At 56.5% G+C, this 26,657-nt stretch carries 31 protein-coding genes; 14 read left to right on the top strand and 17 right to left on the bottom strand.

Translation table 11 applies throughout. From position 1 onward, the window contains the following. Window positions 1-39 precede the first annotated feature (39 nt). From MWU51_RS06745 to MWU51_RS06730, 4 genes are all read right to left on the bottom strand, one after another. Complete coding sequence (locus tag MWU51_RS06745; RefSeq protein ID WP_247035816.1) at window positions 40-678, bottom strand: PEBP family protein; 639 nt, start codon at window positions 676-678, stop codon at window positions 40-42. A gap of 111 nt (window positions 679-789) precedes the next feature. Beyond that, the gene (locus MWU51_RS06740; RefSeq protein WP_247035815.1) at window positions 790-1,929 is read right to left on the bottom strand and encodes a DUF1566 domain-containing protein; all 1,140 of its coding nucleotides are present in this window, start codon (window positions 1,927-1,929) and stop codon (window positions 790-792) included. 44 nt (window positions 1,930-1,973) lie between these two features. After that, on the bottom strand, window positions 1,974-2,963 hold the full coding sequence (locus tag MWU51_RS06735; RefSeq protein ID WP_247035814.1) for a YHYH protein: 990 nt from the start codon (window positions 2,961-2,963) through the stop codon (window positions 1,974-1,976). Window positions 2,964-3,028: 65 nt separating this feature from the next. Beyond that, on the bottom strand, window positions 3,029-3,505 hold the full coding sequence (locus MWU51_RS06730) for a MarR family winged helix-turn-helix transcriptional regulator (protein WP_247035813.1): 477 nt from the start codon (window positions 3,503-3,505) through the stop codon (window positions 3,029-3,031). 59 nt (window positions 3,506-3,564) lie between these two features. Here MWU51_RS06730 and MWU51_RS06725 point away from each other — a divergent pair, with 59 nt between their 5' ends. Both MWU51_RS06725 and MWU51_RS06720 read left to right on the top strand, forming a co-directional pair. Beyond that, window positions 3,565-4,326, top strand: a complete 762-nt coding sequence (locus MWU51_RS06725; protein ID WP_247035812.1) for a hypothetical protein — start codon at window positions 3,565-3,567, stop codon at window positions 4,324-4,326. A gap of 221 nt (window positions 4,327-4,547) precedes the next feature. Further along, a complete protein-coding gene (locus tag MWU51_RS06720; protein ID WP_247035811.1) occupies window positions 4,548-4,958 on the top strand; it encodes a VOC family protein in 411 nt (136 codons plus the stop codon). 12 nt (window positions 4,959-4,970) lie between these two features. On the opposite strand, the gene MWU51_RS06715 is transcribed toward MWU51_RS06720, so the two are convergent. After that, window positions 4,971-5,186: a hypothetical protein gene (locus MWU51_RS06715; protein WP_247035809.1), complete on the bottom strand. Its 216-nt coding sequence runs from the start codon at window positions 5,184-5,186 to the stop codon at window positions 4,971-4,973. 11 nt (window positions 5,187-5,197) lie between these two features. Then, a complete protein-coding gene (locus MWU51_RS06710; protein ID WP_091430111.1) occupies window positions 5,198-5,851 on the bottom strand; it encodes an alpha/beta hydrolase in 654 nt (217 codons plus the stop codon). A gap of 188 nt (window positions 5,852-6,039) precedes the next feature. On the opposite strand from MWU51_RS06710, the gene MWU51_RS06705 reads away from it, so the two are divergent. From MWU51_RS06705 to MWU51_RS06660, 10 genes are read left to right on the top strand one after another with little or no spacing between them, the layout of a single operon-like run. After that, a complete protein-coding gene (locus MWU51_RS06705) occupies window positions 6,040-6,501 on the top strand; it encodes an Rrf2 family transcriptional regulator (RefSeq protein WP_247035808.1) in 462 nt (153 codons plus the stop codon). Between the two features lie 59 nt (window positions 6,502-6,560). Then, the gene (locus MWU51_RS06700; protein WP_247035807.1) at window positions 6,561-7,604 is read left to right on the top strand and encodes a cysteine desulfurase family protein; all 1,044 of its coding nucleotides are present in this window, start codon (window positions 6,561-6,563) and stop codon (window positions 7,602-7,604) included. Window positions 7,605-7,629: 25 nt separating this feature from the next. Beyond that, the gene (gene sufB / locus MWU51_RS06695) at window positions 7,630-9,153 is read left to right on the top strand and encodes a Fe-S cluster assembly protein SufB (RefSeq protein WP_247035806.1); all 1,524 of its coding nucleotides are present in this window, start codon (window positions 7,630-7,632) and stop codon (window positions 9,151-9,153) included. Window positions 9,154-9,183: 30 nt separating this feature from the next. Beyond that, complete coding sequence (locus MWU51_RS06690) at window positions 9,184-9,396, top strand: hypothetical protein (protein WP_247035805.1); 213 nt, start codon at window positions 9,184-9,186, stop codon at window positions 9,394-9,396. A 28-nt stretch (window positions 9,397-9,424) separates the two neighbouring features. Next, a complete protein-coding gene (locus MWU51_RS06685) occupies window positions 9,425-9,736 on the top strand; it encodes a heavy metal-binding domain-containing protein (RefSeq protein WP_247035804.1) in 312 nt (103 codons plus the stop codon). An 11-nt stretch (window positions 9,737-9,747) separates the two neighbouring features. Beyond that, window positions 9,748-10,512 (top strand): Fe-S cluster assembly ATPase SufC, encoded by a 765-nt coding sequence (sufC, locus tag MWU51_RS06680; RefSeq protein WP_247035802.1) that lies wholly within the window; start codon window positions 9,748-9,750, stop codon window positions 10,510-10,512. Continuing rightward, complete coding sequence (locus MWU51_RS06675; protein ID WP_247035800.1) at window positions 10,509-11,798, top strand: SufD family Fe-S cluster assembly protein; 1,290 nt, start codon at window positions 10,509-10,511, stop codon at window positions 11,796-11,798. Before sufC ends, MWU51_RS06675 begins: the two co-directional genes overlap by 4 nt. Before the next feature lie 15 nt (window positions 11,799-11,813). After that, window positions 11,814-12,302 (top strand): YIP1 family protein, encoded by a 489-nt coding sequence (locus tag MWU51_RS06670; RefSeq protein WP_247035798.1) that lies wholly within the window; start codon window positions 11,814-11,816, stop codon window positions 12,300-12,302. Between the two features lie 3 nt (window positions 12,303-12,305). Beyond that, window positions 12,306-12,905: a YIP1 family protein gene (locus tag MWU51_RS06665; RefSeq protein WP_247035796.1), complete on the top strand. Its 600-nt coding sequence runs from the start codon at window positions 12,306-12,308 to the stop codon at window positions 12,903-12,905. Between the two features lie 14 nt (window positions 12,906-12,919). Next, window positions 12,920-14,140 (top strand): cysteine desulfurase, encoded by a 1,221-nt coding sequence (locus MWU51_RS06660; RefSeq protein ID WP_247035794.1) that lies wholly within the window; start codon window positions 12,920-12,922, stop codon window positions 14,138-14,140. Between the two features lie 16 nt (window positions 14,141-14,156). On the opposite strand, the gene MWU51_RS06655 is transcribed toward MWU51_RS06660, so the two are convergent. The 9 genes from MWU51_RS06655 to guaA all read right to left on the bottom strand — a co-directional run bounded on the left by MWU51_RS06655 (window position 14,157) and on the right by guaA (window position 22,777). Further along, a complete protein-coding gene (locus MWU51_RS06655; RefSeq protein ID WP_247035792.1) occupies window positions 14,157-14,774 on the bottom strand; it encodes a TetR/AcrR family transcriptional regulator in 618 nt (205 codons plus the stop codon). Beyond that, window positions 14,767-15,636 (bottom strand): polyphosphate kinase 2, encoded by an 870-nt coding sequence (gene ppk2, locus MWU51_RS06650; RefSeq protein ID WP_247035790.1) that lies wholly within the window; start codon window positions 15,634-15,636, stop codon window positions 14,767-14,769. The genes MWU51_RS06655 and ppk2 overlap by 8 nt, the downstream gene beginning before the upstream one ends. Window positions 15,637-15,710: 74 nt before the next feature. Continuing rightward, complete coding sequence (metA, locus tag MWU51_RS06645; RefSeq protein WP_247035789.1) at window positions 15,711-16,649, bottom strand: homoserine O-succinyltransferase; 939 nt, start codon at window positions 16,647-16,649, stop codon at window positions 15,711-15,713. A gap of 46 nt (window positions 16,650-16,695) precedes the next feature. Beyond that, window positions 16,696-17,556 carry an ATPase gene (locus MWU51_RS06640; protein ID WP_247035788.1) on the bottom strand — a complete coding sequence of 287 codons (861 nt, stop codon included), beginning with the start codon at window positions 17,554-17,556 and terminating at the stop codon, window positions 16,696-16,698. 145 nt (window positions 17,557-17,701) lie between these two features. Next, complete coding sequence (locus MWU51_RS06635; protein WP_247035787.1) at window positions 17,702-18,760, bottom strand: hypothetical protein; 1,059 nt, start codon at window positions 18,758-18,760, stop codon at window positions 17,702-17,704. A gap of 203 nt (window positions 18,761-18,963) precedes the next feature. Next, entirely contained in the window at window positions 18,964-19,833 is an 870-nt protein-coding gene (locus tag MWU51_RS06630) for a DMT family transporter (RefSeq protein ID WP_247035786.1), read from the bottom strand. After that, the gene (locus tag MWU51_RS06625; protein WP_247035785.1) at window positions 19,830-20,114 is read right to left on the bottom strand and encodes an antibiotic biosynthesis monooxygenase; all 285 of its coding nucleotides are present in this window, start codon (window positions 20,112-20,114) and stop codon (window positions 19,830-19,832) included. Before MWU51_RS06625 ends, MWU51_RS06630 begins: the two co-directional genes overlap by 4 nt. A 44-nt stretch (window positions 20,115-20,158) precedes the next feature. Further along, on the bottom strand, window positions 20,159-21,082 hold the full coding sequence (locus tag MWU51_RS06620; RefSeq protein WP_247035784.1) for an FkbM family methyltransferase: 924 nt from the start codon (window positions 21,080-21,082) through the stop codon (window positions 20,159-20,161). Window positions 21,083-21,217: 135 nt separating this feature from the next. Then, window positions 21,218-22,777, bottom strand: a complete 1,560-nt coding sequence (guaA, locus tag MWU51_RS06615) for a glutamine-hydrolyzing GMP synthase (RefSeq protein WP_247035781.1) — start codon at window positions 22,775-22,777, stop codon at window positions 21,218-21,220. 186 nt (window positions 22,778-22,963) lie between these two features. Here guaA and MWU51_RS06610 point away from each other — a divergent pair, with 186 nt between their 5' ends. Then, a complete protein-coding gene (locus MWU51_RS06610; RefSeq protein WP_247035779.1) occupies window positions 22,964-24,505 on the top strand; it encodes a trimethylamine methyltransferase family protein in 1,542 nt (513 codons plus the stop codon). A gap of 91 nt (window positions 24,506-24,596) precedes the next feature. On the opposite strand, the gene MWU51_RS06605 is transcribed toward MWU51_RS06610, so the two are convergent. Continuing rightward, a complete protein-coding gene (locus MWU51_RS06605; protein WP_247035777.1) occupies window positions 24,597-24,893 on the bottom strand; it encodes a DUF6477 family protein in 297 nt (98 codons plus the stop codon). Between the two features lie 245 nt (window positions 24,894-25,138). Between MWU51_RS06605 and MWU51_RS06600 the strand changes: the two genes are divergently transcribed. Next, window positions 25,139-26,233: a DUF6456 domain-containing protein gene (locus tag MWU51_RS06600; RefSeq protein WP_247035776.1), complete on the top strand. Its 1,095-nt coding sequence runs from the start codon at window positions 25,139-25,141 to the stop codon at window positions 26,231-26,233. Here the strand turns inward: MWU51_RS06600 and MWU51_RS06595 are convergent. Next, the gene (locus tag MWU51_RS06595) at window positions 26,227-26,613 is read right to left on the bottom strand and encodes a hypothetical protein (RefSeq protein WP_247035775.1); all 387 of its coding nucleotides are present in this window, start codon (window positions 26,611-26,613) and stop codon (window positions 26,227-26,229) included. The two genes, MWU51_RS06600 and MWU51_RS06595, sit on opposite strands and share 7 nt — an antisense overlap. Window positions 26,614-26,657: the final 44 nt, after the last annotated feature.

Genomic DNA, 26,657 nt, shown 5'->3' with positions numbered 1-26,657 from the left:
AAAATTCCTGTGTGTTGGGTGGGGAAACGTTTCGGTGTCTCAGTCGACGGTCAGGCGACAAAGAACGGTGTTGCTTTGTTCAAGATCCGGCCCCCAGATAAATTCGGCCTCAACTGACCAGTCGATATCGTCGTAGCCCATCTTCGGGTCGACCTGTGCGGCGGTGTAGACATCGGCCTGCGACCAGTCGGAGGCGTCGAAACCTGCGGTGTCCCAGCCGTCCGGTTCGTCCAAGATGTCAAAGGCGCAGACACCTTCGCCCGCAACCGGATCGGTTTCATCCTCGCAGGATTTGTCCAGCGGTGCCGTATGGATCACAAGACACTGCCAGTCGGCATTGCTGACGGCGACCGTTCCACCTGCCGCATCCATGATCTGCAAGATGACACCTCCATCGCCCATCTGCTGCCGCCCGGTGCCGATGTATTCAAGGCCTGTGTCGTTTTCGATGAAGTCCCGCGCGACAAGGCCGATGACGAAAGGCCGCTCCGCCTCGAAGGTGAAGCTCTCCGCGTTGAAGGAACGCTCTGTCGTGATCGGCACGCTGTCTTCGGCGACCTGCACGCCGTCCACGCGCATTTCGAACCAGTTGTCGGCCCAAATGCCAGTTGTGAATTGTTCGGCCTGTCCGATTGTCGGGCCAGCTACCAATATCAGTGCGGCGATGAGGCGTGTCATGGTGTGTCCTTCTTGCAGATGAAACGGCGGGCCATTCGACGGCCCGCCTATGGGTGGCTAGCGCACGCAGCGCACGAGGTTGTCGGAGCGGTTGTAGTCACAGGCGTTGATCTAGCAGGTGGTATCTTCGGTCATCTCCTGACCGATGATCGTCTTGATCGAGGAGCGCTGCGCCCCCGCGCCGTGCCAGTCGGTGTATTCGGTCTGTTCACCCGATTTACTGAGAGCGAGGCCGAAGGCGATGACATTGGCGTAGTTCTTCCAGTCGCCAAAAGTCGTGCTAGTCCAGAAATCCAGCGTTTCGGAGTCTTCGGTGATGGTGAAGAAGTCCTCGTCGATCGCGGGGAAACCTGTGCGATTGTAATCCACGATGCTTTGCAGTTCCTTGGAACTGGGCAGGGTCCAGTCGTCATAGTCCGCAAGGTCCAGCGCTTCGCAATAGGCCAGCGCCTCGGCCCATTCGCGGCGGGTGCCGTCATCGGATTGCTGCCACATCAGGCCGCTGGCGTCGTCGGTGACGGTACCGTCGCCATTGTCGACAAAGGCGTTGACGCCGTAAACACCTTCCTCGCCGCTGACGCAGCGCACATAGTTGCCCGGCGCCTGCCCATCCGGCCCTGACAGACCGACGGTTGCGGCGGCGCCAGTGAAGAAGTCGAGGCCGGTGCCATAGGCCTTGATATGCCCGTCAGCAAAGTTGAACCCGAAGGCGGCCTGATTGCGCCCGTTCTGGACCGGGCCTTTCACGTAGAGCGTCGAACTCCAGTATTGTCCGGCGAAGGCCATCTGACCTTGCGGATATTCGAAATCAAAGACCGAGGTGTCGATATAAGGGGTCGGCTCGCCTTCCTCGGGTGTCAGCAATTCGCCCCGATTATCGGCAAGCGAATAGAGTTCCTTTATCGAAGGCACCCGCCAATCTGTGCGCCCGCCGAGGTCCAGTGCGCTGCAATAGGCAATGGCGTCAAGATATTGCAGACGATCATCCTGTGGCGTCTGCTGCCAGACCAACGTCGTGTTGTTGTCCAGAACCGTGCCGTCCCCGTTGTCGTTGTAGGATGCGGGCAGCCGCGCATATTGGGCATCCTGGCCGTAAAGCGCTTCTCCCTCGGTGGGGCAATCAATTGCGTCGCCCAAAAGATCGAAACAGGTCTCCTGCATCGTGTCGACGACCGGATAAGTCAGATCTTGTGCGTGGCTGGCTGTCGCAGCAAGGGCGAGTAGTAGTGCGGTGTGCGGTAAGGTGTTCATTACAGATTCCCTTTCGCAATGACGGTATCGAAATGGTTTGGATATCAGGGGCGTGGCGGACGGACCGAGGCGTCGCAGGTGCCGTCCGGATCATCGAGGGTGCAACCTGCCTGCGCCGTCAAACAACCGAGGATCGCGTTCGAACCAGCCTCGCCTGCGTGATAGTGATAGCTGCCGTCCTCACCCGCGTGCCCGTTGCACTGATCAAGGTTTTCCGGTGCAACGCCATCGCCCATCAAGTGTGGCAAGATTAGAAATCCGTCCATCGCAACGCCGATGGGCGCGCCGTGATTGTCGGCCTCCGCCACGTCGGGGGCTTCGTCCAGACAATCGGTCACCGCGTGATAGTGATAGCCCACGAAGGGGTTCACATGCCCGCCGCAATCGTCGAAGGGCGCAATGGTGTAGGCTCCGAGAATTGCATCGACCGGGGCCGGACCATCGAGGCGCACGCCGTTATAGGCCACGCCGGAGCCGCTCATGTTCGTGGGGGCTGTCCGGGACGCCGCGACAGGTTCGAGTGGGACCACATAGGTGACGACCGCCTCTTCCGGAAGCGTTTCCGGCAAGCACTGCACGCAGTAATTCTGGTAAGCGGGGTCCACATCGGGCCGCGCGGCAGCCTCGCATTCCTCCAGCGTGCCGGTATAGCGGATGTCGCCAGTTTCGGGATCGTAAAGTTTCCAGTTCGTGTCGCCGTAAATCTCCGACAGCTGTGATATGAAATCGCCATCGACGTCCACGGTCTCGCCATCAAGGAACCAGATACCGCCCGCCTCGGCGCCTTCGTCGATATGCGTCGGACACCACGGACCGGGCGTGTAGGTCAGCGGGGTCGCGGCGACGGTGATCCTGAAACATGTTGTCTCGGTCCCTTCGGAGAGTGTGCAATCGACAATCTCTGGACCCGCACGAACGTCGGCGGCTTCAAAAAAGTGATTGAGGTCATGCAGCCTGTCGCCATTCGTGTCCGCAATGACATAGCCAGGTAGAGTGGCCAGAGTCGCGCAAAGGAGGGTGGCTTTCGGGATCATGGCGTTTCTCCGATCGGGGTTGGGCGTTGATGCGGTCGTCAGGGTCGGTCGCTTTGCTGGCAGTGTCAGCTATTATTAATGTCTATATTGGCTGTGCTGGCGGGCACTGCACCCGGAACGCGCCCACCGAGCGAGTCGCGCAGATCGCGGGTCAGATTGGCGAGTTGGGCGGCACTGTCCGCTCCGATCCGGTCCTCGATCAGACGGTCGATGTCGCGCCAGGCGGTGTGGATGTTGGCCAGGAGACCGCGACCCCGATCGGTTAGGCGCAAGACATGAGCGCGTGCTTCCTTTGGGTCGATCTCGCGCGTTATGAACCCGGCATCGATCAATCGGGCGGTCATCGTGCTCATGCTGGCGGGCTTGGTGCCGAATGCCCGGGCAAGCTGAACCTGCGATGCGGGCTCCATCCGGGACAAAGCATCAATAACGCGCGCCTGTCTGGGGTGAATGGACAGGGCGGCAAGCCGCATGCGCAGATGATCCTCCAGCAGGGTGGCGGAATGAAGCAAGTAGTGAAGTTTGAATGAGTCAGTTTGCATACGAACAGTTCGTATGCTAAATATTTGGAATAAACAAGCCCTAACAAGATTGCCTTCCCGTGACCGACCGAATTTCGAAAGCCGACACCAACCCATCGAACGCGACAGCCTCCGCCAAGCCTATTGCCTCACTATTCGTGCAGATGGCTCCGACCTTCGCTCTTATTGCGCTGCTTTGGTCCGTTTCCAGCTGGGGCTATTATGCGCTGGTCGAAGTGCTCGAAATAGAAAGTGGCTATGATGACGCGCCTGTCCTCTTCGCCGGTTTCTACTTTGGTTGGACGCTATTGGCTCTCTGGCTGTTTCGCAGAACGTTAAGGAGCGAGATGTCGCGCCCGGTGTTCTTCGGTCACGCCATCACCCTGGCTCCGCTTCTCTTGATTTACGCGGCCTTCGTCACGTTCGCGCTGCCGCTTTTGCCGGATGTATCCGTTGTTCGCGCACCGCGGAACCCGCCGGAGTTCATGTTCGCCTCGGCGTGTTATTACCTGCCAAAGTCGGTTGATATCCTCTTCCAGCAGGTCCTTGTCGCCGTGATGGTCCGCCGGGCAGATGTCGTTGGACTGCCAATCCGGACAATCTCTATCCTCATGGCCATCTTGTTTGGTGGCTTTCACCTGACGCTGGCGCTGGACGGGTTTACCCCGCTTTATGTCGCCCGCTTTACCGTCGCCGCGACTCTGTTCGGGCTGATCATTCCCTATCTTTACCTTCGCAAACGGCACGGTTTCCGCTGGGCCTACGGACTGCATTGGGGATTCTACGCTCTCGATGCGACGATTACACATTTCGCACTTGCTGTGCCGCCCTGGGCCAATTGACCCTGCAAGATAGGATCGTCTGAAAAAGGGCTTTCTCCAGCAACCCAAAAACTGATCAGGCCTCGATCACACGCACCTGCAGCACTTGAGACTGCAGACGTATCTGACCGGCCGCGGGAACCGACATTCGCCGCGCCACAGAAAAACAGTAAAGCGGGCTCAATGCAGACAATCGATCAACCATCATTCATGGTAAGAACTGATGATCAGGAGGGTTTCATATGGCAAAAGTAACTGGCATTGGAGGCGTGTTCATCAAGTCGACTGGCGACGGTGCGGTGCTGGCGAAGTGGTATCGAGACCATTTGGGGATTGAACTCTCTGATTTTGGCGGGGCGATTCTGAAATGGCAGGACGACAACGCCAGCGATGGAGGGCTGACCGTTTGGGCAACCGCAGACAGCAACAGCAATTGGTTTGCTCCAAGCTCTGCAAGATTCATGATCAACTATCGCGTCGACGATCTGGCCGGCTTGCTTGCCCAACTGAAAACGGCGGGTGTGCAGTCCGTCGCCGGACCTGAACGCCATGAGAACGGTGATTTTGCGTGGATCATGGACCCCGAGGGCAACAAAATTGAGCTTTGGCAACCATGTGAATGGGACGATTCTCGCACTGAAAACGCAAACTAGGCCAGAGCGGCTTCAGGTCAGTTTCCGCAACAACAGCTTAAGCTGCGCCCGCCCGCGCGCTTCGGCGCGGCGAATGCGAACGGCGGTCATAAAGGCCTCTTCCAGCGTGGTTGAGGATGCGCCAATGGTTTTCTTGATCTCGTCCACCAGATCCTCGTTGCCGGTCAATTCGACCGCTTCCAACACATCTTTGGCCAGAGTGTCTGCAACTTGTTCAAGAAGGTCCATCCGCGCCCCGTTTAGCGTGTCGTTTCGGTCAGGCGGCGACGGACATATTCATCCACATGAGTGATCATCGTGTCCATATGGTCATTTTCAAAGAAGTGACCGGAGCGTTCGATCTCGGTATGGGTGATGGTGATGCCCTTCTGTTCATGCAGCTTGTTCACCAACGCATGTGTATCTGCCGGCGGCGCCACGCGGTCGGCGGTGCCGTTGATGATCAGGCCGGAACTGGGGCAGGGTGCCAGAAAGCTGAAATCATACATGTTGGCGGGCGGGCTGACCGAGATGAAGCCGGTGATTTCCGGGCGACGCATCAGCAGTTGCATACCGATCCAAGCGCCGAAGGAAAAGCCTGCGACCCAGCAATGTTTGGCGTTCTGGTTCATGGATTGCAGGTAATCCAGCGCAGATGCGGCATCGGACAATTCGCCCACACCTTGATCGTATTCGCCTTGGCTGCGACCCACGCCTCGGAAATTGAACCGCAGCACGTTGAAGCCCATATTATGAAACGCATAATGCAGGTTGTAGACGACTTTGTTGTTCATCGTTCCGCCGAACTGCGGGTGCGGATGAAGGATGATGGCGATGGGGGCGTCTTTTTCCTTTTGAGCGTGATAGCGGCCTTCAAGACGGCCTTCGGGGCCGGGAAAAATCACTTCGGGCATTCGGTCGTAGCCTCTTTTTTTTCGTCAGATCCTGCGTCAGGCTGCCACTGTCAGCTTTCTTGACGCATACGGACCCGCACCATAATACAGGGGTGGCGATTTGGCAGGTGTTAGACCTGCCTTTACCAGTCCTAAGTGACCTAGTGGTGATAGTCCAAAAGGTCAATGTTTTTGCGGGAGGTTACGCGATGAAGCTGTCAACCAAGGGGCGTTACGCCATGGTCGCGCTGGCCGATCTGGCCTTGCAGGACGGCGATAGCCTTTTGTCGCTGACCGATCTTGCCAAACGGCAGGATATTTCCCTGCCATATCTGGAGCAGCTTTTTGTTAAATTGCGGCGTGCCGGGCTTGTGGACAGCGTGCGTGGTCCGGGTGGCGGCTATAGACTGGCGCGTGCTGCGTCAGATATTCGCGTGTCAGAAGTGCTTGAGGCCGTGGATGAAACCGTGTCTGCGATGCACAAGGGGGCAGGGGCGTCGGGCGCCAGTTCTGGCTCCAAAGCCCAATCCATGACCAACCGTCTGTGGGAAGGGCTGTCGGCCCATGTTTATGTGTTCCTGCACCAGACCCGCCTGTCGGATGTGGTGAAGAACGAGCTGACCCCGTGCCCTGCGGTGCCGACCCTGTTTGCGGTGGTTGACGAGGAATGATAGGCGGCAGTGCCGTCTGTTTTCCATCCTGAGACGTGTAAGCAAAATAGGACCCGCCGGTGAAACGAACCTATCTTGACTGGAATGCCACAACGCCACTGCGAGTTGAGGCGCGCGACGCGATGATTGCGGCCATGGATGTGGTGGGCAACCCATCTTCTGTCCATGCCGAGGGGCGCGCAGCGAAGGGTCTGATCGAACGGGCGCGGAAGGATCTGGCGGCGGCTCTGGGGGCCGAGGGGGCCGATATTATCTTCACCTCGTCGGCGACCGAGGCGGCGGCGCTGGCCTTGCAGGGGCGTGGGATCGCCTGCGCCGGGATCGAACATGATGCCGTGCGCAGTTGGTGCGATGAAGGCCTGAGCGTCGGTATCGACGGCGCGGTCTCGGTGCCCGACCCGGCCCGCAGCGCGGTGCAGGTCGCGAATTCGGAAACCGGGGTGATCCAGACCCTGCCGGAGGGGCTGGCGCTGACCGACGCAACACAGGCCTTCGGCAAGATCCCCTTTGCCTTCAACTGGTGCGGGGCGCAGATGGCGATTGTCTCGGCACACAAGCTGGGCGGACCCAAGGGCGTGGGCGCGCTGATCGTCAAACGCGGCACCGATATCGAAGCACAGATCAAGGGCGGCGGGCAAGAAATGGGCCGCCGGTCCGGCACGGAAAACGTCGTCGGCATTGCCGGATTCGCTGCCGCTGCGAAGGCTGCACAGGCGGATCTGGAGGCAGGCATCTGGACCGCCACCGAAAAACTTAGAAAGATTCTAGAAAACACCATTGCGGAATCGGCAAAAGAGACTATTTTTGTCGGGAAAGACGCGAACAGGCTTCCCAACACCTCGTGTTTCGTCACTCCAGGCTGGAAGGGGGAAACGCAGGTGATGGTGATGGACCTTGCCGGGTTTGCGGTTTCCGCAGGTTCGGCCTGTTCATCCGGGAAGGTAAAATCCAGCGCCGCCTTGGTGGCAATGGGCTTTGACCGGGATCATGCGGGATGCGCTATGCGTGTCTCGCTTGGCCCCATGACGAGTGAGGATGAGGTGCGCGCCTTTGCCAAGGCGTGGATCAGAGAATACGAGAAATTTCGGGTGCGGGGCCGATAACCCCATCCCCGGATGAAAGGACAACATGGCCGGTGTAGATGAACTGAACGTCAAAGAAGGCGTGGAAGAAGAAACCGTCGAGGCGGTAAAATCGCTGGCCGGCCAATATAAGTATGGCTGGGAAACGGATATCGAGATGGAGTATGCCCCCAAGGGCCTTAATACCGATATCGTGCGGCTGATTTCTGAAAAGAACGAAGAGCCGGAATGGATGACCGAATGGCGTCTTGGAGCCTTCGCGCGCTGGGAAAAGATGGTCGAACCGGAATGGGCGATGCTGAGCTATCCCGAGATCGACTTTCAGGATCAGTATTATTACGCCCGTCCCAAGTCGATGGAGGTCAAGCCCAAGTCGCTGGACGAGGTCGACCCCAAGCTGTTGGCAACATACGAAAAACTGGGTATTCCGCTGAAAGAGCAGATGATCCTGGCCGGTGTCGAAGGCGCCGAAGACGTGCCCGCAGAAGGCCGCAAGGTTGCGGTGGACGCGGTATTTGACTCGGTGTCCGTGGGGACCACGTTTCAGGCCGAACTGAAAAAGGCCGGTGTCATCTTCTGCTCGATCTCGGAAGCGATCAAGGAACACCCGGAGTTGGTGAAGAAATACCTGGGCTCGGTCGTGCCGGTCTCGGACAACTACTATGCGACGCTGAATTCGGCCGTGTTCTCGGACGGGTCGTTTGTTTACATCCCGCCCAACACGCGCTGCCCGATGGAGCTGTCGACCTATTTCCGCATCAACGCGGAAAATACCGGTCAGTTCGAACGTACGCTGATCATCGCCGACAAGGGGTCGTATGTCAGTTATCTGGAAGGCTGCACGGCCCCTAAGCGTGACACCGCGCAGTTGCACGCTGCCGTGGTCGAGATCATCGTCGAAGAAGACGCGGAAGTGAAATACTCGACCGTTCAAAACTGGTTCCCCGGCGACGAGAACGGCAAGGGCGGAATCTACAACTTCGTGACCAAACGCGCCGATTGCCGGGGCGACCGGTCCAAGGTGATGTGGACACAGGTGGAAACCGGTTCCGCCGTGACGTGGAAATATCCGTCCTGCCTGCTCCGCGGCAATGAAAGCCAGGGCGAGTTCTATTCCATCGCGATCACCAACAACCACCAGCAGGCCGATACAGGCACCAAGATGGTGCATCTGGGGCGTGATACCAAATCACGGATCGTCTCCAAGGGGATTTCGGCGGGGGTGGCGCAGAACACATATCGCGGTTTGGTGTCGATGCACCCGAAGGCCAAGAACTCGCGCAACTACACACAGTGCGACAGCCTTTTGATCGGCGATAAATGCGGTGCGCACACCGTGCCGTATATCGAAGTGAAGAACAATTCCTCGCGCGTGGAACATGAGGCGACGACCTCGAAGGTGGATGACGAGCAAATGTTCTATTGCCGCCAGCGGGGCATGGACGAAGAAGAGGCCGTTGCCCTGATCGTCAATGGCTTCGCCAAGGAAGTGCTGCAAGCGCTGCCGATGGAATTTGCCATGGAAGCTCAACAGCTTGTGGCGATTTCGCTGGAAGGGAGCGTTGGCTGACCAACGCCCCGAATGATCCGAGGATTGACCATGGAACAAAACAACAAAGGTCAGGCATTTTGGGCCAGTGTTGAATCGGCGTTGCCCTATGTGTTGCCGGCGATCGGTGGCGGGGCGGCAGTGATTTACATCAACACTCACAAGATGGATCAGATGAACCCGATGATCTGGATCCCGTTCGGGATCTTTCTGGGATGGGCTACGTCGCGCGGTGTGATGAAACTGTTGGATCTGTGGCGCTGATACGGCGTGACTTGAAGGAGCGGACGAGATGATCATCACAACTACCCCTTCCGTCGAAGGCAATCCCATCGTGAAATATCACGGTATCGTCACCGGCGAGGCCATTCTGGGCGCAAACATCTTTCGCGACATCTTCGCGCAGGTGCGTGACATCGTGGGCGGCCGCTCGGGCGCTTATGAAGAAGAACTGGGAAAGGCTCGCAAAACCGCGCTGGCCGAGATGGAAGAACATGCGGTGTCCTTGGGCGCCAACGCGGTCGTGGGCGTGGACCTCGACTATGAAGTGATCAACAACATGCTGATGGTGTCGGCCTCGGGCACGGCTGTCACTGTTTCGTAAGGACAGATATAATGCTAAAAATCAATAACCTGCACGTCAAACTTGAAGAAGAAGATAAGCGAATCCTGAAAGGTGTCGACCTCGAAGTGCCCGCCGGGTCTGTACATGCGATCATGGGGCCAAATGGTTCGGGCAAATCGACATTGTCCTATGTCCTGTCGGGCCGTGATGGCTATGAAGTGACCGAAGGCAGTGCCTCGTTGGAAGGCGAAGACCTGTTAGAGATGGAGCCGGAAGAACGCGCCGCCGCAGGACTTTTTCTGGCGTTCCAATACCCGGTTGAAATACCGGGCGTGGGCAACATGACCTTCCTGCGCACCGCGGTAAATGCGCAGCGCAAGGCGCGCGGGGAAGAGGAGATGTCGGCCGCCGACTTTCTGAAGTTCATCCGCGCCAAGGCAAAAGAGCTGAAAATCGACGCCGAAATGCTGAAACGCCCTGTCAATGTGGGTTTCTCGGGCGGTGAGAAGAAGCGCAATGAGATCCTGCAAATGGCAATGCTGGAACCCAAAATGTGCATTCTGGATGAGACCGATTCAGGTCTGGATGTGGACGCGATGAAACTGGTGTCGGAAGGCGTGAACGCCCTGCGCGATCAGGGTCGCGCGTTCCTCGTTATCACCCACTATCAACGTCTGTTGGACCATATCAAACCGGACGTGGTACATATCATGGCCGAAGGGCGCATTGTGAAATCCGGCGGTCCTGAACTGGCGCTTGAGGTGGAAAACAACGGCTACGCCGACATCCTTGCCGAGATGGAGGTCGAGTCATGAACACCGCCACGAAACAAGCCACACCCATGATCAGTGCCGATGCGCGCCCGGTCTCGGGTGCATGGGCGCAAGAGGCGCGGGCTGACGCCGCACAGCGTTTGGCAAATATGGGTCTGCCGACACGCCGCGACGAATACTGGAAATGGACCCGTCCTGACAGTCTGATCGACGCCACGCCGTCTCCTGCCGCGGTTTTTGATTATGCAGGCGAGCCGCCGGTCTTTCATGCGATCGACCGGTTGAAAATCGTCTTTGTCGATGGTGTGTTCGATGCTGATGCCTCGGACGATCTGTCCGGCGAAGGGATCGAGATCGAGCGTCTGGCGGATGCAGCTGCCGCTGACATCCATTGGGCTAAGGATCTTTATGGTGTTTTGGAAGCGCGCGGCCAAACGCCCGTCGCCCGCCCATTGGCTGCCCATAATACAGCGATGGCCACCGATGGTCTGGTGATCCGCGTCACCGGGCAGGTCAATCGTCCGGTTAGCCTGTTCTATCGTCACGAAGACACCAACTCGGACGCGGTTTTACACCATGTAATCCGTGTCGAAGAAGGCGCGAAACTGACGCTTCTGGAAAACGGTGCCGCTGCGGCTCGTTTTTCAAATGTTTGCGAAGTGGACGTGGCCGACAAAGCCGAGTTCCACCACATCCGCGCGCAGGGACGCGATCATGAACGGCTGGCAATCACCCACTTGTTTGCCCGTCTTGGCGCAGAATCGGTGTTCAAGAGCTTTACCATGACCGTGAACGGCAAGCTGACGCGCAACGAATGTGTCCTTGAACTTCTGGGTGATGATGCGATTGCCCATGTGGCCGGTGCAGCTTTGGGCGACGGGGCGGACGCAGATTTTCATCACGATGACACTGTCTTTATCACTCATGACGCCGTAGCCTGCGAAAGCCGTCAAGTGTTCAAGAAAGTGCTGAAAAACGGCGCAAAAGGTGTGTTTCAGGGTAAAATTCTTGTCAAACCGGATGCGCAAAAGACCGACGGCTATCAAAAGTCGCAGTCGCTGTTGCTAGACGAAGACGCTAGTTTTCAAGCCAAACCCGAGCTTGAGATCTATGCCGACGATGTGATCTGTTCGCACGGCTCGACCTCGGGTGCAATTGATGACGAGGCATTGTTCTATCTGCGCTCGCGCGGCGTGCCTGCCCATATCGCGACCGATCTTCTGGTTTTGGCCTTCCTGGCCGATGCCATTGAAGAAATCGAAGACGATGCCATCGCCGCCGAGATCAATGACCGACTGGATGCGTGGCTTGCCCGCCATCGCGGCTGATCAAGGCCCAATGCTATGTCTGTGATTGATGATGTGATCCGAAGCTATCGCGCGCCTCGCGCAGTGTTTCGGCATCGGTTGAGCATGGGCACGCGCGAGGACAAGGCCTTGGCAGTCTTGATGGGGGCTTGCCTTCTGGTCTTTGCGGCCCAGCTACCGCGTCTGGCGCGCGTCGCGCATGAAACCGGACAGGAACTGAATATGCTGATGGGGGCGACCATGCTGGCGTGGATCTTCATCATGCCGCTGGTCTTCTATGTGATCGGAACGCTCAGTCATGTCCTGATGCGACTTGTGGGCGGCCAGGGCACCGCCTTCGCTGCGCGCTTTGCCCTTTTCTGGGCGCTTCTTTGCGCCACTCCGCTTTGGCTTTTATGGGGTTTGGTTGCGGGGTTTATTGGCGAAGGTGTGCAGATGACCCTGACCGGTGCGCTTGCGCTGTTGGCTTTCTTGCTGTTCTGGTCCATCAACCTGCGTGAAGCGGAACGTAGGGTGGAAGGATGATCCATGCGGTTTGATCCCGGTTATCTGTTTGGTATGGCGCTGCAAACGGTGCCCGAACCGCGCAAGGTGGCTCGTGACCTGTTCGACTTGAACCTTCCACGCGAAGTCCTGTGGACCGCGCTGGCGCTGGTCGTCGTGGTGAATGCCGCACTGGGCGTGCTGGCTGGGATGATGTATCCGCTGGACCCGACCCAGATGGGTGCCATCCTGTCCAGTCCGGTTCTACTGGGTGTGATCGAGGCCGTGTTCATGTTCGGAATGGCGTGGGGCATCTACGCGATTGGTAGAATGTTCGGAGGGCAGGGTTATCTGTCCGACGCGATCATTACCGTTGTCTGGATGGAGTTCATCTTCCTGATGTTTCAGGCGCTGACGCTGGTGCTGACGTTTTTTGCACCGGGTTTGGCTGCCATCCTCATGATCGGATCCGTGGTGTTGTTCTTCTGGATACTGAGCCACTTCACCACGGAAAGCCACGGCTTTGCGTCGACCGGATTGGTCTTTGCGTCAATCCTGGGCTTTATGATCCTTGCCGTCTTCGCCCTGTCGTTCATTTTGGTCATTCTGGGTGTTGAACCTGTGCCCATGACCCTTCCCAACTGATCGGAGCCCGCGTCATGTTTGATATCAACAAAGTCCGCGCCGATTTCCCGATCTTGTCCCGGCAAGTGAACGGCCAACCACTGACCTATCTGGACAATGGCGCATCGGCTCAGAAGCCGCAGGTGGTCATTGACGCAGTGACCCGCGCTTATGCCGAGGAATATTCAAACGTTCATAGGGGTCTGCATTTCCTGTCCAACCTCGCGACCGAAAAATACGAAGCGGTGCGTGGCACCGTTGCGCGGTTCCTGAATGCAGGATCCGAGGCCGAAATCATATTCAACTCTGGCACCACCGAGGGCATCAACCTTGTGTCCTACGCGTGGGCTGCCCCGCGCATGCAGGCAGGGGACGAGATCGTTTTGTCCACGCTGGAACATCACGCCAATATCGTGCCGTGGCATTTCTTGCGCGAGCGTCAGGGAGTGATTCTGAAATGGGTCGACCCGGAGCCTGACGGGTCGCTCGATCCACAGAAGGTGCTGGGCGCAATCACGGACCGCACGAAATTGATCGCCATCACCCAGTGTTCGAATGTCTTTGGAACCGTGGTGGACGTAAAAACCATTTGCTCCGAAGCGCGAAACCGGGGCGTGCCTGTCTTGGTGGATGGGTCACAAGGCGCTGTGCATATGCCAGTCGATGTGCAGGATATCGGCTGCGATTTCTATGCGATCACCGGGCATAAGCTCTATGGTCCGTCCGGATCAGGCGCGATCTATATCCGCACGGACCGTCAGGCCGAGATGCAGCCCTTTTTTGGCGGCGGCGATATGATCAACGAGGTGACGAAAGAAAATGTAACCTATGCGGCGCCTCCGTTGAAATTCGAAGCCGGAACACCCGGTATCGTGCAAACCATCGGCATGGGCGCCGCGTTGGAATACCTGATGGAGCTGGGTATGAAAAACGTCGCCGCCCACGAGGCAGCACTTGCCACTTATACATCCGAACGACTGGCCGGGTTGAACTGGGTTAATGTGCAAGGCACGGCGCCGGGTAAGGCCGCGATCTTTTCGTTAACGATGGAAGGTGCGGCGCATGCGCATGACATCTCGACCATTCTGGACAAGAAGGGGATCGCAGTTCGGGCAGGGCATCATTGTGCCAAGCCATTGATGGCGCATCTGGGCGTATCGGCAACCGCGCGTGCCTCGTTTGGGCTTTACAACACCAAGGACGAGGTTGATCGGTTGATCGACGGGCTGGAGCTTTGTCACCGCCTTTTGGTCTGACCTCAGTTGACCCACGTCAGCCGTCAGGACGGATCAACCCAAGTCCGCGCAGATAGATCCCGATCCCGCTTTCCAACAATTCTTCGGGCGGAAAAGGACTTTTCTGACCCGGACTGCCGCGCCCAAACAATTCGACAACCCCATGGCTCATTGCCCAGATATGCGCGCTGACCATTCGCGACGGGGGGCGTTTGTCCTCAGGAATGTTTTCTGCCAACTTTTCCGCGGCTTTTTCCAGAACTCCCATCGCGCGCCCTGCGACACGGGCCAGATCTGAAGAATGGTTGGTTGAAATCCCGCTTTCGAACATCGAGATGTAATGGCCGGGATACTTGCGCGCAAAGGCCAGATAGGCGCGTCCGGTTGCTTCGAAACTGGCCAGTGCAGAGGGCTGCCCCTTGTCATAGGCATAGACCATCAGATCGGCAAAAATCTCATAACCTTGACGCGCGGCTTCGGCAATCAGGTCTTCACGACCGGCAAAGTGGCGATATACGGCGGCAGGTGTCACACCCGCCTGCTTGGCGGCTTCCGACAAGGTAAAGCCGGTCGGGCCTTTCGCCTCGATCAGCTCAAGCGCCGCATCGACCAGCGCCTGCCGCAAGTTGCCATGATGATAGCCGCGCTTAGCCATCCCAAACCTCTGGACCGCCACAGATAGTGCCGTCAGGCGCATGGGCGACGTTCTCATCTTTTCCGGCGTAATCAAGGCCTTGAAGGACGGCGCGAATGGCGGCAAGGCGCGCGCGTTTCTTGTCGTCTGACCGCACAATGGTCCACGGTGCGCGCGTGTTGTGGGTGCGATCAAAGGTTTCCTTGATCGCGTCGGTATAGGCATCCCAACGGTTTAACCCTTCCACGTCAATCCAACTGAGCTTCCACTGTTTCAGAGGATCTTTTTCGCGGGCAAGGAATCGGCGCAATTGTTCGGCTCGTCCCACATTCAGCCAGAGCTTGACGAAATGGATGCCTTCGTCGACCAGCATATCTTCGAACTCGGGCAGTTGGCGGAAGAAGGCCTCGCGCTCGCGGTCAGTGCAGAAGTCGAACACCTTCTCAACCACCGCACGATTGTACCACGAGCGGTCGAATAATGCTATCTCACCTTCGGTCGGTAAATGTTTGACATAGCGTTGAAAATACCACTCGCCTGCCTCGCGGTCCGACGGTTTGGACAAGGCCACCACTCGCGCGACACGCGGGTTCAGGTTTTCGCGAAACCGTTTGATGGTGCCGCCTTTGCCCGCCGCATCGCGTCCTTCGAAGATGACGACCACGCGTTTGCCGGTGGCTTTCACATCGGCCTGTAACTTTACCAGTTCAAGCTGCAGAGCTTCAATCTCGGCTTCATAGATATCCTTGTCGATGCGGGCGTCATAGGGATAGCTGTCGGACAGAATATCCTTCTTGCGACCGTCTTGGATCGCCTCGCGGACCGCATCTGGCGCGGTCTCTTGAAAGAATTTCGAGATGGCACCATCGAACGGCAAAGACATACGCAAACTCCTGATTTCACGCCATTATGGGGTGAAGGCTGCGGGTTGGCAATTGGAACACTGCATCAGTCGGGTCAGTTGCGGCGGTCCTCTTTGCTTTCGCCGATCTGGTCGATGTCGAACGGCGTCGTCAGATACATTTCGCTGATCCAGTTGGCGTAAAGCAGATGGGCATGACTGCGCCACCGGTTCTCGGGCCGCTTGGTTGGATCGTTACCGGGATAGTAGTTGATCGGCACGTTGATCGGAGCGCCCTTCGCGACATCACGGTCATATTCGCCTTTCAAGGTGCCCGTGTCATATTCGAAATGATTGAAGATATAGAGCGCACGATGGGCGGTGTCTTCAACCAGACAAGGCCCCACCTCGTCCGACCCCAACAGAGTGGTCAACCCGTCTGCCGCATCAATCTCGTCTTGCCGCATCTCGGTCCAGCGGCTGACCGGAACCACGCAAGTATCGGAAAACCCGCGCAGATAGGGCGATGCTGGATCGCGGTTCTTTTGTGGGAAACATCCGAAGGCCTTGGCATCCAGAATGTGCTTTTTCACTTTGTGGAAGTGATAGATCATCGCCATCCCACCCCAGCACACCCCGAATGTCGAATGCACGTTGGTCTGGGTCCAGTCAAATATCTGGCTGATCTCGTCCCAATAGGTGACGTCCTCGAACGGCATATGTTCAATCGGCGCGCCGGTGATGATCAACCCGTCAAACTTCTGATCGCGCACGTCCTCCCACGGTTGGTAGAACGCGCCGATATGCGCCTGACTGGTGGTTTTCGAGGTATGCTCGGACGGACGCAGCAAAGTCAGTTCGATCTGCAGCGGGTGAGCCCCGATGAGGCGCGCAAACTGCGTCTCGGTCTCGATCTTCTTGGGCATCAGGTTCAAAATCGCAATGCGCATGGGCCGAATATCTTGCTTGTCGGCCTGATCCACAGACATGACCATCACGCCCTCGTCCTTCAGCACGTTTGCTGCGGGAAGGGTGGAGGGTATCTTGATCGGCATGTCACATGTCCTTGGATTGTGGGGTGAACTGTCAGATAGAGGCTGATCAGGCGGCGTCAATCGCTGTGGCGATCATTGCCGTGAAATCATCCGGTGTTTTAATCGCGGCAACTTCATGGGCGCAGAGCGACACACCATAGCGCGCCATATGTTCATAAAGCGGTTGGCGATGTGCCAACGCCTGTGCATAGGTCCAGCGGATAAAGTCATCCGGTTCAACATCATCGGCTTTAAGGCTGTTTTTCAACAAGTAATCTTCCCACACTCGTGCCAGAAATTCCGGTTGATAGGCCATCGGTTTTGGAGCGCGGTCAAAGCGTTCGACCAATCGTTGGGTATGAGCCTCGTCACCCCGAAGCCAGACCAGAAGGCAGTGCTGGCTGAGTTCGGCAATCAATGGATCGTTTTCACACAAGGCCGGGTCAATCCATTCGCAAATGGAGCCGCCGCTGTCGCAAATGAAATGAGGATAGCCATAGATGTTCTCGGCACGGTCAATGAAATGACCTGTGTCCATCAAGGCAGCGATCTCGGCAGTTCGGAACTGATCTTGCCGTCTGCGATATTCTTCGATCGGCACACCGCCCTTGGCGGGTGCGCCTGGTTTTCCTAGATAGGTCGCAACGGGGGTCAGGTGATCGAACCGGATCTTTGGGGCAATGCGGATCGAATCCGACAGCAAAAGTTCGCGCAAGAACGGAACCTTCATCGCCTCGATTTTCAGATTGTCGGTGATGAACTCGTCCATGTACCGGGTGCCGATCCGGTAATCTATGGAATAGTGAAACCAATCACCCTGTTCGCGCAGCATGGTCGAAAGATAGGTCTTGCCCAACCCGGACATTCCAAAGAACAGCACCCGTTTGTGCGGGGCGTTCAACCATTCTTGTGCGTTTTGATACAGCATCTTGCGTCCACCATTTTGCACCTTGGTAAGGGGCGAAGCCGGGCGGGTCAAATGGTTCGCATCAGGTTGGGACGGAAAGAGAAAATGAAAAACGCCCCGCGCTGTGGGCACGGGGCATTCAGTGTTTCATAGCTCAACAGGTTGCTTAGAAGCGCAGGCCCATTTTCACGCCGATGGCGACGGCGCTGCCGCCGTCATATACAACGGGCAGACCACCCGATGTAACGGTTTTGCTGTCAAACTTGGTGTACTGAACACCAGCCGAGATATCATAGTTGCCTTGGGTGTATTTCGCTCCAACGGCAATAGATTTCGAAGCGCCAGCCGGGGCCAGGAACGTCGTTCCGGTGTCGGCCCCACCTTCATATCCCAGCGAAAGCGAAACAGACCAGTTGTCGTTCAGGCGGCGACCGATGCCCAGCTCGTACGAGGTGATGTCTTCGACAAAGTTTACCCAGTTGGCGTCGCCAAAGGCCGGGCCAGTTGTATCAAGTGAGATACCATCCCATTTTGCATGGCGGATCGAACCGAAAACAAGCGTGTTTTCGGCAATACCTGTCTGGAAATCAAGGTTGAAGGCTTCTGGCATGGTCACGGAACCGGTCACGGCGTCCACACCAAACGGTGTGGCGCGGAAACCAGTCAGTGTGTGGTCAACCGAAGTGAAATAGGTCAGGGCGACCCGCAATGCGATTTCTGGCTTTTCATAAGCCACACCAACCAGACCACCCCATTCATTGCCACTTTCGGCACTCAGGGCGCCAAGGCTTGAAATGATTTCGCCCGAGACTTTCTGGGCGCGCACACCACCGTGAACCGAGAACCCGTTGCCCATTTCATAGCGCAGAATACCTGTCAGGGCAGAGCTTTTGACTTCAGCCATGCCGGGTGCAAGAGGTGCATCAATATATTCGATGCTTGCGCCATAGGGTTGGTCCCAAATCAGCGCGAGGCTCAGGTTGTCGCTCAGCTGGGTTTTGTACCCAAGCGAGAACATCGAGAAATCGACAGCTGATTGGCTGATCGGGAAAACGCCGGCGCCGACACCTTCGATCGTCGGGCTGACATTCGCATATGAGAAAGACAGGTAGTTGCCTTCCTCAAACAAGATCGAGATGTCTTGGTCAGACCTGTCGATACCCGCCTGCGCGGTGGTTGCTGCAGCGGTGAAAAGCGCAGCCGTTGTGAGTGTAAGTTTGTTCATCATTCCTCCCGTGAACCACAAACTGTCCGAATTGGATGGGTTACATTAAGACAAGGCTATTTGTCGCACTTGATATTGGTCAATCGTTACCTTGGGTCAGATAACTCAGCGCCATTTTTATCCGAACAAACGATGTGGAAAGGACACGATTTTGCACCAAAATTTAGCTGCGACGCTCTAGTGCATAGGTTGTGCAGTGGAATTTAGCTTGCGCTGTTCGCTGCTTCTGCACGAATGTTAACAAGGTTTGCGATGACAATCAGACTCGCCCCAAGCACGAGTGCGATGCCGATTGGTTCGTCATAAAACAGGGCGCCGATCAGGGCAATCAGAGGCAGTCGAGTAAAGTCGATTGGGATCACAACAGAAGCGGGGGCCAATGAAAGGGCTGTGGTCAGGCAGGCATGAGCCAGAAGACCCGCACAGCCGATCAGAACCAACCACGGTGCTGTGACCAGACTGGGCAAGGTGATGTCCGCATCATATCCCGCCGCAATCAAACCGAATAGCAACTGCGTCGCCGTCAGCCAAAGCAGGATCGCCAATGTCGTTTCAGTGCGGGTCAAACGCCGCGTGAACATCGCCGTAAAGGCGAAACACACTGCAGACAACGCTGCCGCACCAAGCCCCGTCGATATCCCTGTGCCCGAGAAGGGTTGTGCGATGATCAGAATGCCCACAAAGCCAACTGCGGCGCTCATCGTCCGTGTCATCGTCAGCCTTTCGCCTAACACCAGTGGCGATAGTGCAGCCACCCAGAGAGGCGATGTGAATTCCAATGCAAAGACTTGGGCCAGTGGGATAGCTGTCAACGCAAAAAACCACAGATTTTGTCCTGCGAAATGGGCAAGGTTGCGCACAAGGTGCAGCGGAGCGTTGACCGTCGTAATTTCGTCATGACGTTTATGAACAAACAGAATACACAGGACGATGATCAAGCCAACACAGGACCGATAGAGCATAAGCTCGAACGTATCGAGCTGGTGACTGACCGCGCGACCCGCTATGGCCATCGCCGAGAACGAGGCAATTGCGCCGGTCATCCAGAGCGCAGCCCGCAAGGTGGGTGTCACGCCGAAACCTCTTCTATGGTGTAATGTCGCGGAATGCCCGCTGTGACTGCAGCCCATGGGCTGTCAGTCGAGCGTGCCTGATGGGCGTCAAAATCAGCGCGCGAAGCAAACAATTCAGAAACAAGATAACGGCCCGGATGGGTTTCGTCTTCTGTGACGTCGAACTCAAGACAGCCTACCTCATCCCTCGTCAGGGCGATATGGGTGGGAAGGGCGGCTTGCACCATCGCAAGACGGGCCGCAGGAACATCAATGTAGCCGGTCAATCGGATCTTTGTCATGGCGGCACGTTAACAGACACTTTCGGTTTTGAAAGCCAAAACAATCAGACAGTTACATTCTGCTTTCGCCGTTCAAAAAACACGTTTGAATAAGCAGTGTTGCGATCAAAGGGTTGTTTGTTTCCATCCTCGTCCAATGCATGAACCTCATAGGAATCGTGTAGATCATCCAGAACTTGGTGCAGCATCGCCCGTGTCTTTTCATTCGCGTCTATTCGGTACTCCATAAGGATTGGCGCGGTGTTGTGAGACAGAAAGATACCTCCGCTGCGCAGGACATCCAACTCAGCGCCTTCGACATCAATCTTGATCAGACTGATCCGGTCAGCGAATGGCGACCGTGCGATGTAGTCGTCAAGCGATTGACTAGGTACCCATTCGAATAAGTTGTCGACAACCGATACCGCCCAGTCTTCCTGAAGCGAGTTCGCCCCCCGGTTCCCGTCGTGCAGATGCAATTTCAGAAAGCCGTCATCTCCTGTTTCAGAGCTGAGAGCGATGACATCCACATGGGCTTTTACACCGTTTAGCGAGATATTTCTGAGAAGCTGTGCCGCCGTATCTTTCGACGCTTCAACCGCCGCAAGCTCACAACCACGCTCGCGGCAAATAGGGATGCTGGCAGTCCCGATGTTGGCGCCGATATCCAGAATGACGTCGCCGCGTGACAGGTCCAGCTTTTGGGCAATCGCATAGACCGCCATTTCAAACGGTTCGTTTCGTATAAAGGTCTGAAATCCAATATGGTCGTTGACGTCCACCAACAATCGGGTGCCCTGCCAATCAATATGCGCCAAGGAGGGTTGATATCGGAACGGTCTGATTTTTCTGATGTAATTCGGATCGAAAAATCGCGCGACACGGCGCACAGGCGGGAAATGATAGCATTTCTGCAGCGCGATTAGGACAGGGCGAAACCGCAAATGCGAAGTGAAGAAGGTGATGGCCCTCTGCAAGTTTTCTTTCATGTGCACATTCCCACGATGGCCGAACCCTCGCAGCAGTCAACACCTATCAGGCGTGTTAATCAAGTATAACACTACCCTAAGATGCAAATGCACCACGCACGGTTAAATTTGCCGATAGAAAGCGCGGAGGAGCGGCTATTCCCACTCGATTGTACCCGGTGGTTTCGAGGTCACGTCATAGGTGACGCGGTTTATACCTTTCACCTCGTTGATGATGCGCGTGGCGGTTTCGCCAAGGAAATCATGGCTGAACGGGTAGTAATCCGCCGTCATCCCATCGACGGATGTCACAGCACGTAGCGCGCAGGCATAATCATAGGTGCGCCCGTCGCCCATCACGCCCACTGTGCGGACAGGTAGGATCGCCACAAAGGCTTGCCAGATTTCGTCATAGAGCCCGTGTTTACGGATCTGGTCGATATAGACTGCGTCAGCCTCGCGAAGAATATCAAGCTTGGCGCGGGTGATCTCTCCGGGGCAGCGGATTGCCAAACCGGGTCCGGGGAAGGGGTGGCGCCCGATGAAATGGTCGGGCAGGCCCAGTTCGCGACCCAAGGCGCGCACTTCGTCCTTGAACAACTCGCGTAGCGGTTCAACCAGCTTCAGGCCCATCTTTTCAGGTAGGCCACCGACATTATGATGCGACTTGATCGTGACCGACGGCCCACCCGAGAAACTGACGCTTTCGATCACGTCCGGATACAGTGTACCCTGGGCCAGAAACTCGGCTCCCTCGATCTGATCGGCGTGCTTCTGGAACACGTCGATGAACAGCCGGCCGATGATCTTGCGTTTGGTTTCGGGGTCGGATTGTCCGTCCAGCTCGCCGAGAAACAGCTCCTGCTCATCGGCATGAATCAGTTGCATGTTGTAGTGGTCGCGGAACATGGTGACGACCTCTTCGGCCTCACCCTTGCGCAGCAACCCGTGGTCGACGAACACGCATGTTAGCTGATCGCCGATCGCCTCGTGGATCAGAACGGCGGCAACTGAACTGTCGACACCGCCGGACAGCCCGCAAATGACCTTCTTGTCACCCACCTGTTCGCGAATGACGCGGATCGCTTCTTCGCGATAGGCGTCCATGGTCCAGTCGCCCTTGAACCCGGCCATCTTAACGAAGTTCTCATACAGCTTTGCGCCCTTCGGCGTGTGGTGCACTTCGGGGTGAAATTGCACAGCATAGAAATGTCGCGACGTATCGGCCGTAATCGCAAAGGGCGCGTTGGGCGAGGTGCCAAACACCTGAAAACCCGGTGCAATTTCAGACACATGATCGCCGTGGCTCATCCAGACCTGCTCGACCCCGTGTTCGAACCATCCGTCCAGAAGATCCAGCTTGGCCTCGGGGGTGACGTAAGCGCGGCCAAACTCGGCCGTGCCATGGCCACTGACCACCTTGCCGCCAAGCTGCGTCATCATCGTTTGCTGTCCATAGCAAATGCCCAGAATCGGCACGCCATAATCGAAGATCTCTTGCGGGGCGCGGGGGCTGCCTTCACGCGTGACACTGTCGGGGCCACCAGACAGAATGACGGCTTTCGGGGCCATCTCGCGCACGAAACCCATCGTGACGTTCTGGTAGGGGTGGATTTCACAATAGACGTTCAACTCGCGCAGACGTCGCGCGATAAGCTGCGTCACCTGGCTGCCGAAGTCGATGATAAGAAGGCGGTCGTGGCTCTGATCTGTCATGGAAACCGATTAGGGCAGGGGCCGGTGCAACGCAAGTCCTGCGACAGGCACTTCGCACGCTTGACTAACATTTTTTTCGCCTTTTCTCACCCGATGTCGTTTTTGCCTCATGAAGGACGCTTGCGAGCGGATTTGAACGAAGGCGCAGGATATTCACAATTCAACAGGATAATTTGGAGGACATCCATGACCGAGGCACCCAGACGTCGTGGTCGCGGAGGCGGAGGCGCAGCACGTCGCGCAGAACGCACCGCCGTGCGCATTGAATGCGCCAAGACCATCTCGCGCAACATTCCCAACCTTGAGATCCTCAACGATGAAGCGTTAGAGATCATAGAGTACAACGCAGAAACCGTGCTGGAAGAAGTTGGTGTCAACTTCGTCGAAAATCCGGCAGCTCTTGAACGCTGGAAAGATGCGGGCGCGGATGTCAGTGGGGAACGGGTGCGCATTCCACGTGGATTGGCACGCGAATTGTGCAAGACCGCACCCAGCAGCTTTACACAACATGCCCGGAATCCCGAACGGAACGTCGAAATTGGCGGAAACAACTTGGTGCTTGCGCCGGTCTATGGCCCACCTTTCGTGCGCGACGGTAAAAACGGTCGTCGCTATGCAACGATGGAGGATTTCCGTAAGTTCGTAAAACTGACCTATATGTCCAAGTGGTTGCATCATTCCGGAGGCACTGTGTGCGAACCGACAGATGTTGCGGTCAACAAGCGTCATCTGGACATGTTGCTGGCCCACATGACCCTGTCCGACAAGCCTTATATGGGGTCGGTCACGGCACCTGAACGCGCGCAAGACAGCGTCGAGATGTCCGAGATTCTTTTCGGCAAAGACTTCGTGCAGCAAAACACGGTGATGACATCGTTGGTCAACATCAACTCGCCCATGCAATATGACGACGTCATGATGGGCGCGATGGAGGTGTTTGCGGCCAACAATCAGGCCTCGATCATTTCGCCGTTCATCGTGGGTGGGGCTATGGCGCCGGTGTCAGTGGCCGGTACGCTGACGCAAGTTCTGGCCGAGGTTCTGGCCGGTGTGGCTTATAGCCAACTGGTGCGCAAAGGCGCACCGGTCGTGGCTGGGACGTTTGTATCGTCGATCGACATGAACTCGGGCGCGCCGACATTCGGCACACCAGAGGCTGCCCATGTAACCTATGGCGCGGGTCAGTTGTTCCGCCGACTGGGCCTTCCATATCGGTCTGCCGGATCGTTCAACGGATCGAAACTGCCCGATGCGCAGGCGGCGTATGAAAGCGCCAATAGTCTGAACATGGGGCTTCTGTCCGGCGTGAACTTTATGTTGCACGCCGCGGGCTGGCTGGAAGGTGGGCTGGTTGCGAGCTTTGAGAAGTTCGTGATGGATGCCGACCAGTTGGGTGCGTTGCATCATCTGGCCAAAGGCATTGCCGTGGACGAGAACGCACAAGCTATGGACGCCATCCGCGAGGTCGGACCGGGTGGGCATTATCTGGGATGTGCACATACACAAGCCAACTTCAAAACCGCGTTCTGGCGGTCTGACCTTCTGGATTACAAACCGTTTGAAACATGGGAAGAAGAAGGTGCGCGTGACACCGAAACGCTTGCCACGGCACGGGTGCAGAAGTTGCTGACCGATTACCAACAACCCGGTATGGATCCAGGGATCGCCGAAGGTCTGCGCGACTATGTGGAAAGCAAGAAAGCATCGATGCCGGATGCGTTCGGCTAAGGTGGAATCGTTCGCGATCCGTTCTCGTCGGTTAACAGCAGGATAAGGGGGCTTAACTGCCCCCTTAGCTTTTTGTGATCGGGTGTAGGCACTACTGAACTTCGCGAGGGCCTTGGGGCAGCAAACGCAGTTCAGACATCAGCGCGATCAGAACCTCGACATGATGGGCGATTGAATAGGACGCATCCCCCGATGTCCGCGTATTCTCTAGCCGTGCCTCTTCCTGAAGCAGGTCGTCAATGGCTTTGGTTGGAGAAGGAGTTGCCGTTGTTTTCATGAGCTTTTTCAAATCTCTATCCCGATTGTAGTCAACCAATCCAAACCGTGCAGCGCGTACCAGAATGCGAGGACGGCGAAGGGCTTTGATACAGATAAAGGGGTCGGTCATGGAGTATCCTTTCAATGATTCCCCGTGATCGTGGCACAACCCAAGCGGGTGTTGCGTCAACCTTGTTGTCACCGTGCGCAGCCTTTAACAAATCTTACTGGTTCAGCAACAATCCTTACAGCAGACAATGTAGGTTAACGAACCGCTAACCAATCAAATGATAGGTCTAACCGGCTAAAATTCAACCTGCGGTTGCGCGGTGGAATATCGCGAAACGCACGGTATGCCAATTGGAAGGGGCTTGAATGCAAAACGCGACGCCATCTGGGATCGAACACAACTCTGTACTGCGCTGGTTGCCGGACGAGGTTCACCTGTATCTGAAACACACGGAAAAGGGCACGTCGATCCGGGCACTTGCACGCGACATGGGTGTTCATGCCTCGACCGTGATGCGGCAGGTGCGGAAAACCGAATCCCGCAGAGATGATCCCTTGGTTGACGCGCTGCTGACTCGCTTGGGGGCAGGGGTGCGCGACGGTCAGACCGATCTTGAAGCCGGTGAACACGTTCAGGACAGCCCGGAAGATGATCCGGTTTCACCCCATATGCTTCGTTTGCTGCGGGCGATGATGAAGGACCGGGCTGTAATGGTTGTCAGTCAGGGCGTTGATACCGCTGTTGTGTTGGCTGCTCGTGATGATGGTGATCCGGCGACCTTGGCCAAAGGCCCCACCGAGGTTGTTGAAGTGATGGCGCTACGCGGATGGATCGAAGGCAGCACAAAGGGACGGATTTGTCGCTATCACATGACCCCGGACGGTCGTATCGCCCTAAACCGTATATTGGCACAAATGGAAAGCCGCGCGACTGGATTTGCGGAATCTCAAGCAAGTTTTATGGGGGTATCTAAACAACTTGGTGCCGGTATCCAAAAAAATGTCGCCAATCGGACAAAACGCCCGATTGGCGCTGACAGCCCCGTGCGGGTGCTGGCACGCGCAAAGGGTCGACAAGATCCCTATCTGGGTCCCGATTTGGTCCGCGCAGCCGAGCGGTTGCACCGCGATTTCGCATTAGGCCAGTGCGCGGTCTCTGGCCTAAACACGTGGGACCGTGTTCAGGCCGCCATTCAGTCTTCAGGAACATCTGCATCTGGGCACCCGTCTGATCGAAAGCTTGATGCACGCAAGCGGTTTGGTGAAGCGATGACAGCCCTTGGACCAGAGCTAGCGCAGGTAGCAATGGCCGTCTGTTGCCACGAACGCGGCATGGAGCGGATTGAAGCTGACATGGCGATGCCTGCTCGGTCTGGGAAATACATGCTGCGGGTCGCGCTCAGCTATCTAGCGCGTCACTATGATAAATTGACAGGAGATGACCATGATCTGATTTACTGAGCAGCGGCCGGGCGCGCGCTGTTTAGAAAATCGATCAGGTCGTCCGGAGTCATAATCAAGCAGTGTAAGTCCGGATAAAGCTGGTGCAGTTCGCGTTTGATGACCTTCGGATTGGGCAACGTGTCGGTACAGATCAGATAGGTACCGTGAAAACCGATTGTGCTAAGATGCTGTCCAATCTCGATGCAATCTGTTTGCGTGGAAAACAGAGCTGACACGACCAATTGAATGTCTTGTTTATCAAATTCTGCGCGTGTCAGATCAAAAAACATATCGCATGACATATGGGTCAGGCGACATGACTGGGTCAGCCTGTCGTCTGAGATCACTCCGTCGCCCAATACAAGCAGCATCGGTTTTTTTGTGTGGCTGTCTGTCATCACCCCAACACTCGTTCGCAAACCTTGTGGCCCCAACTATGATA

The sequence above is a fragment of the Aliiroseovarius sp. F47248L genome, assembly GCF_023016085.1.
In the GTDB taxonomy this organism is placed as follows: domain Bacteria; phylum Pseudomonadota; class Alphaproteobacteria; order Rhodobacterales; family Rhodobacteraceae; genus Aliiroseovarius.
The sequence above is the reverse complement of the archived record's forward strand: the minus strand, read 5'-3'. Positions and strand labels throughout refer to the sequence as shown.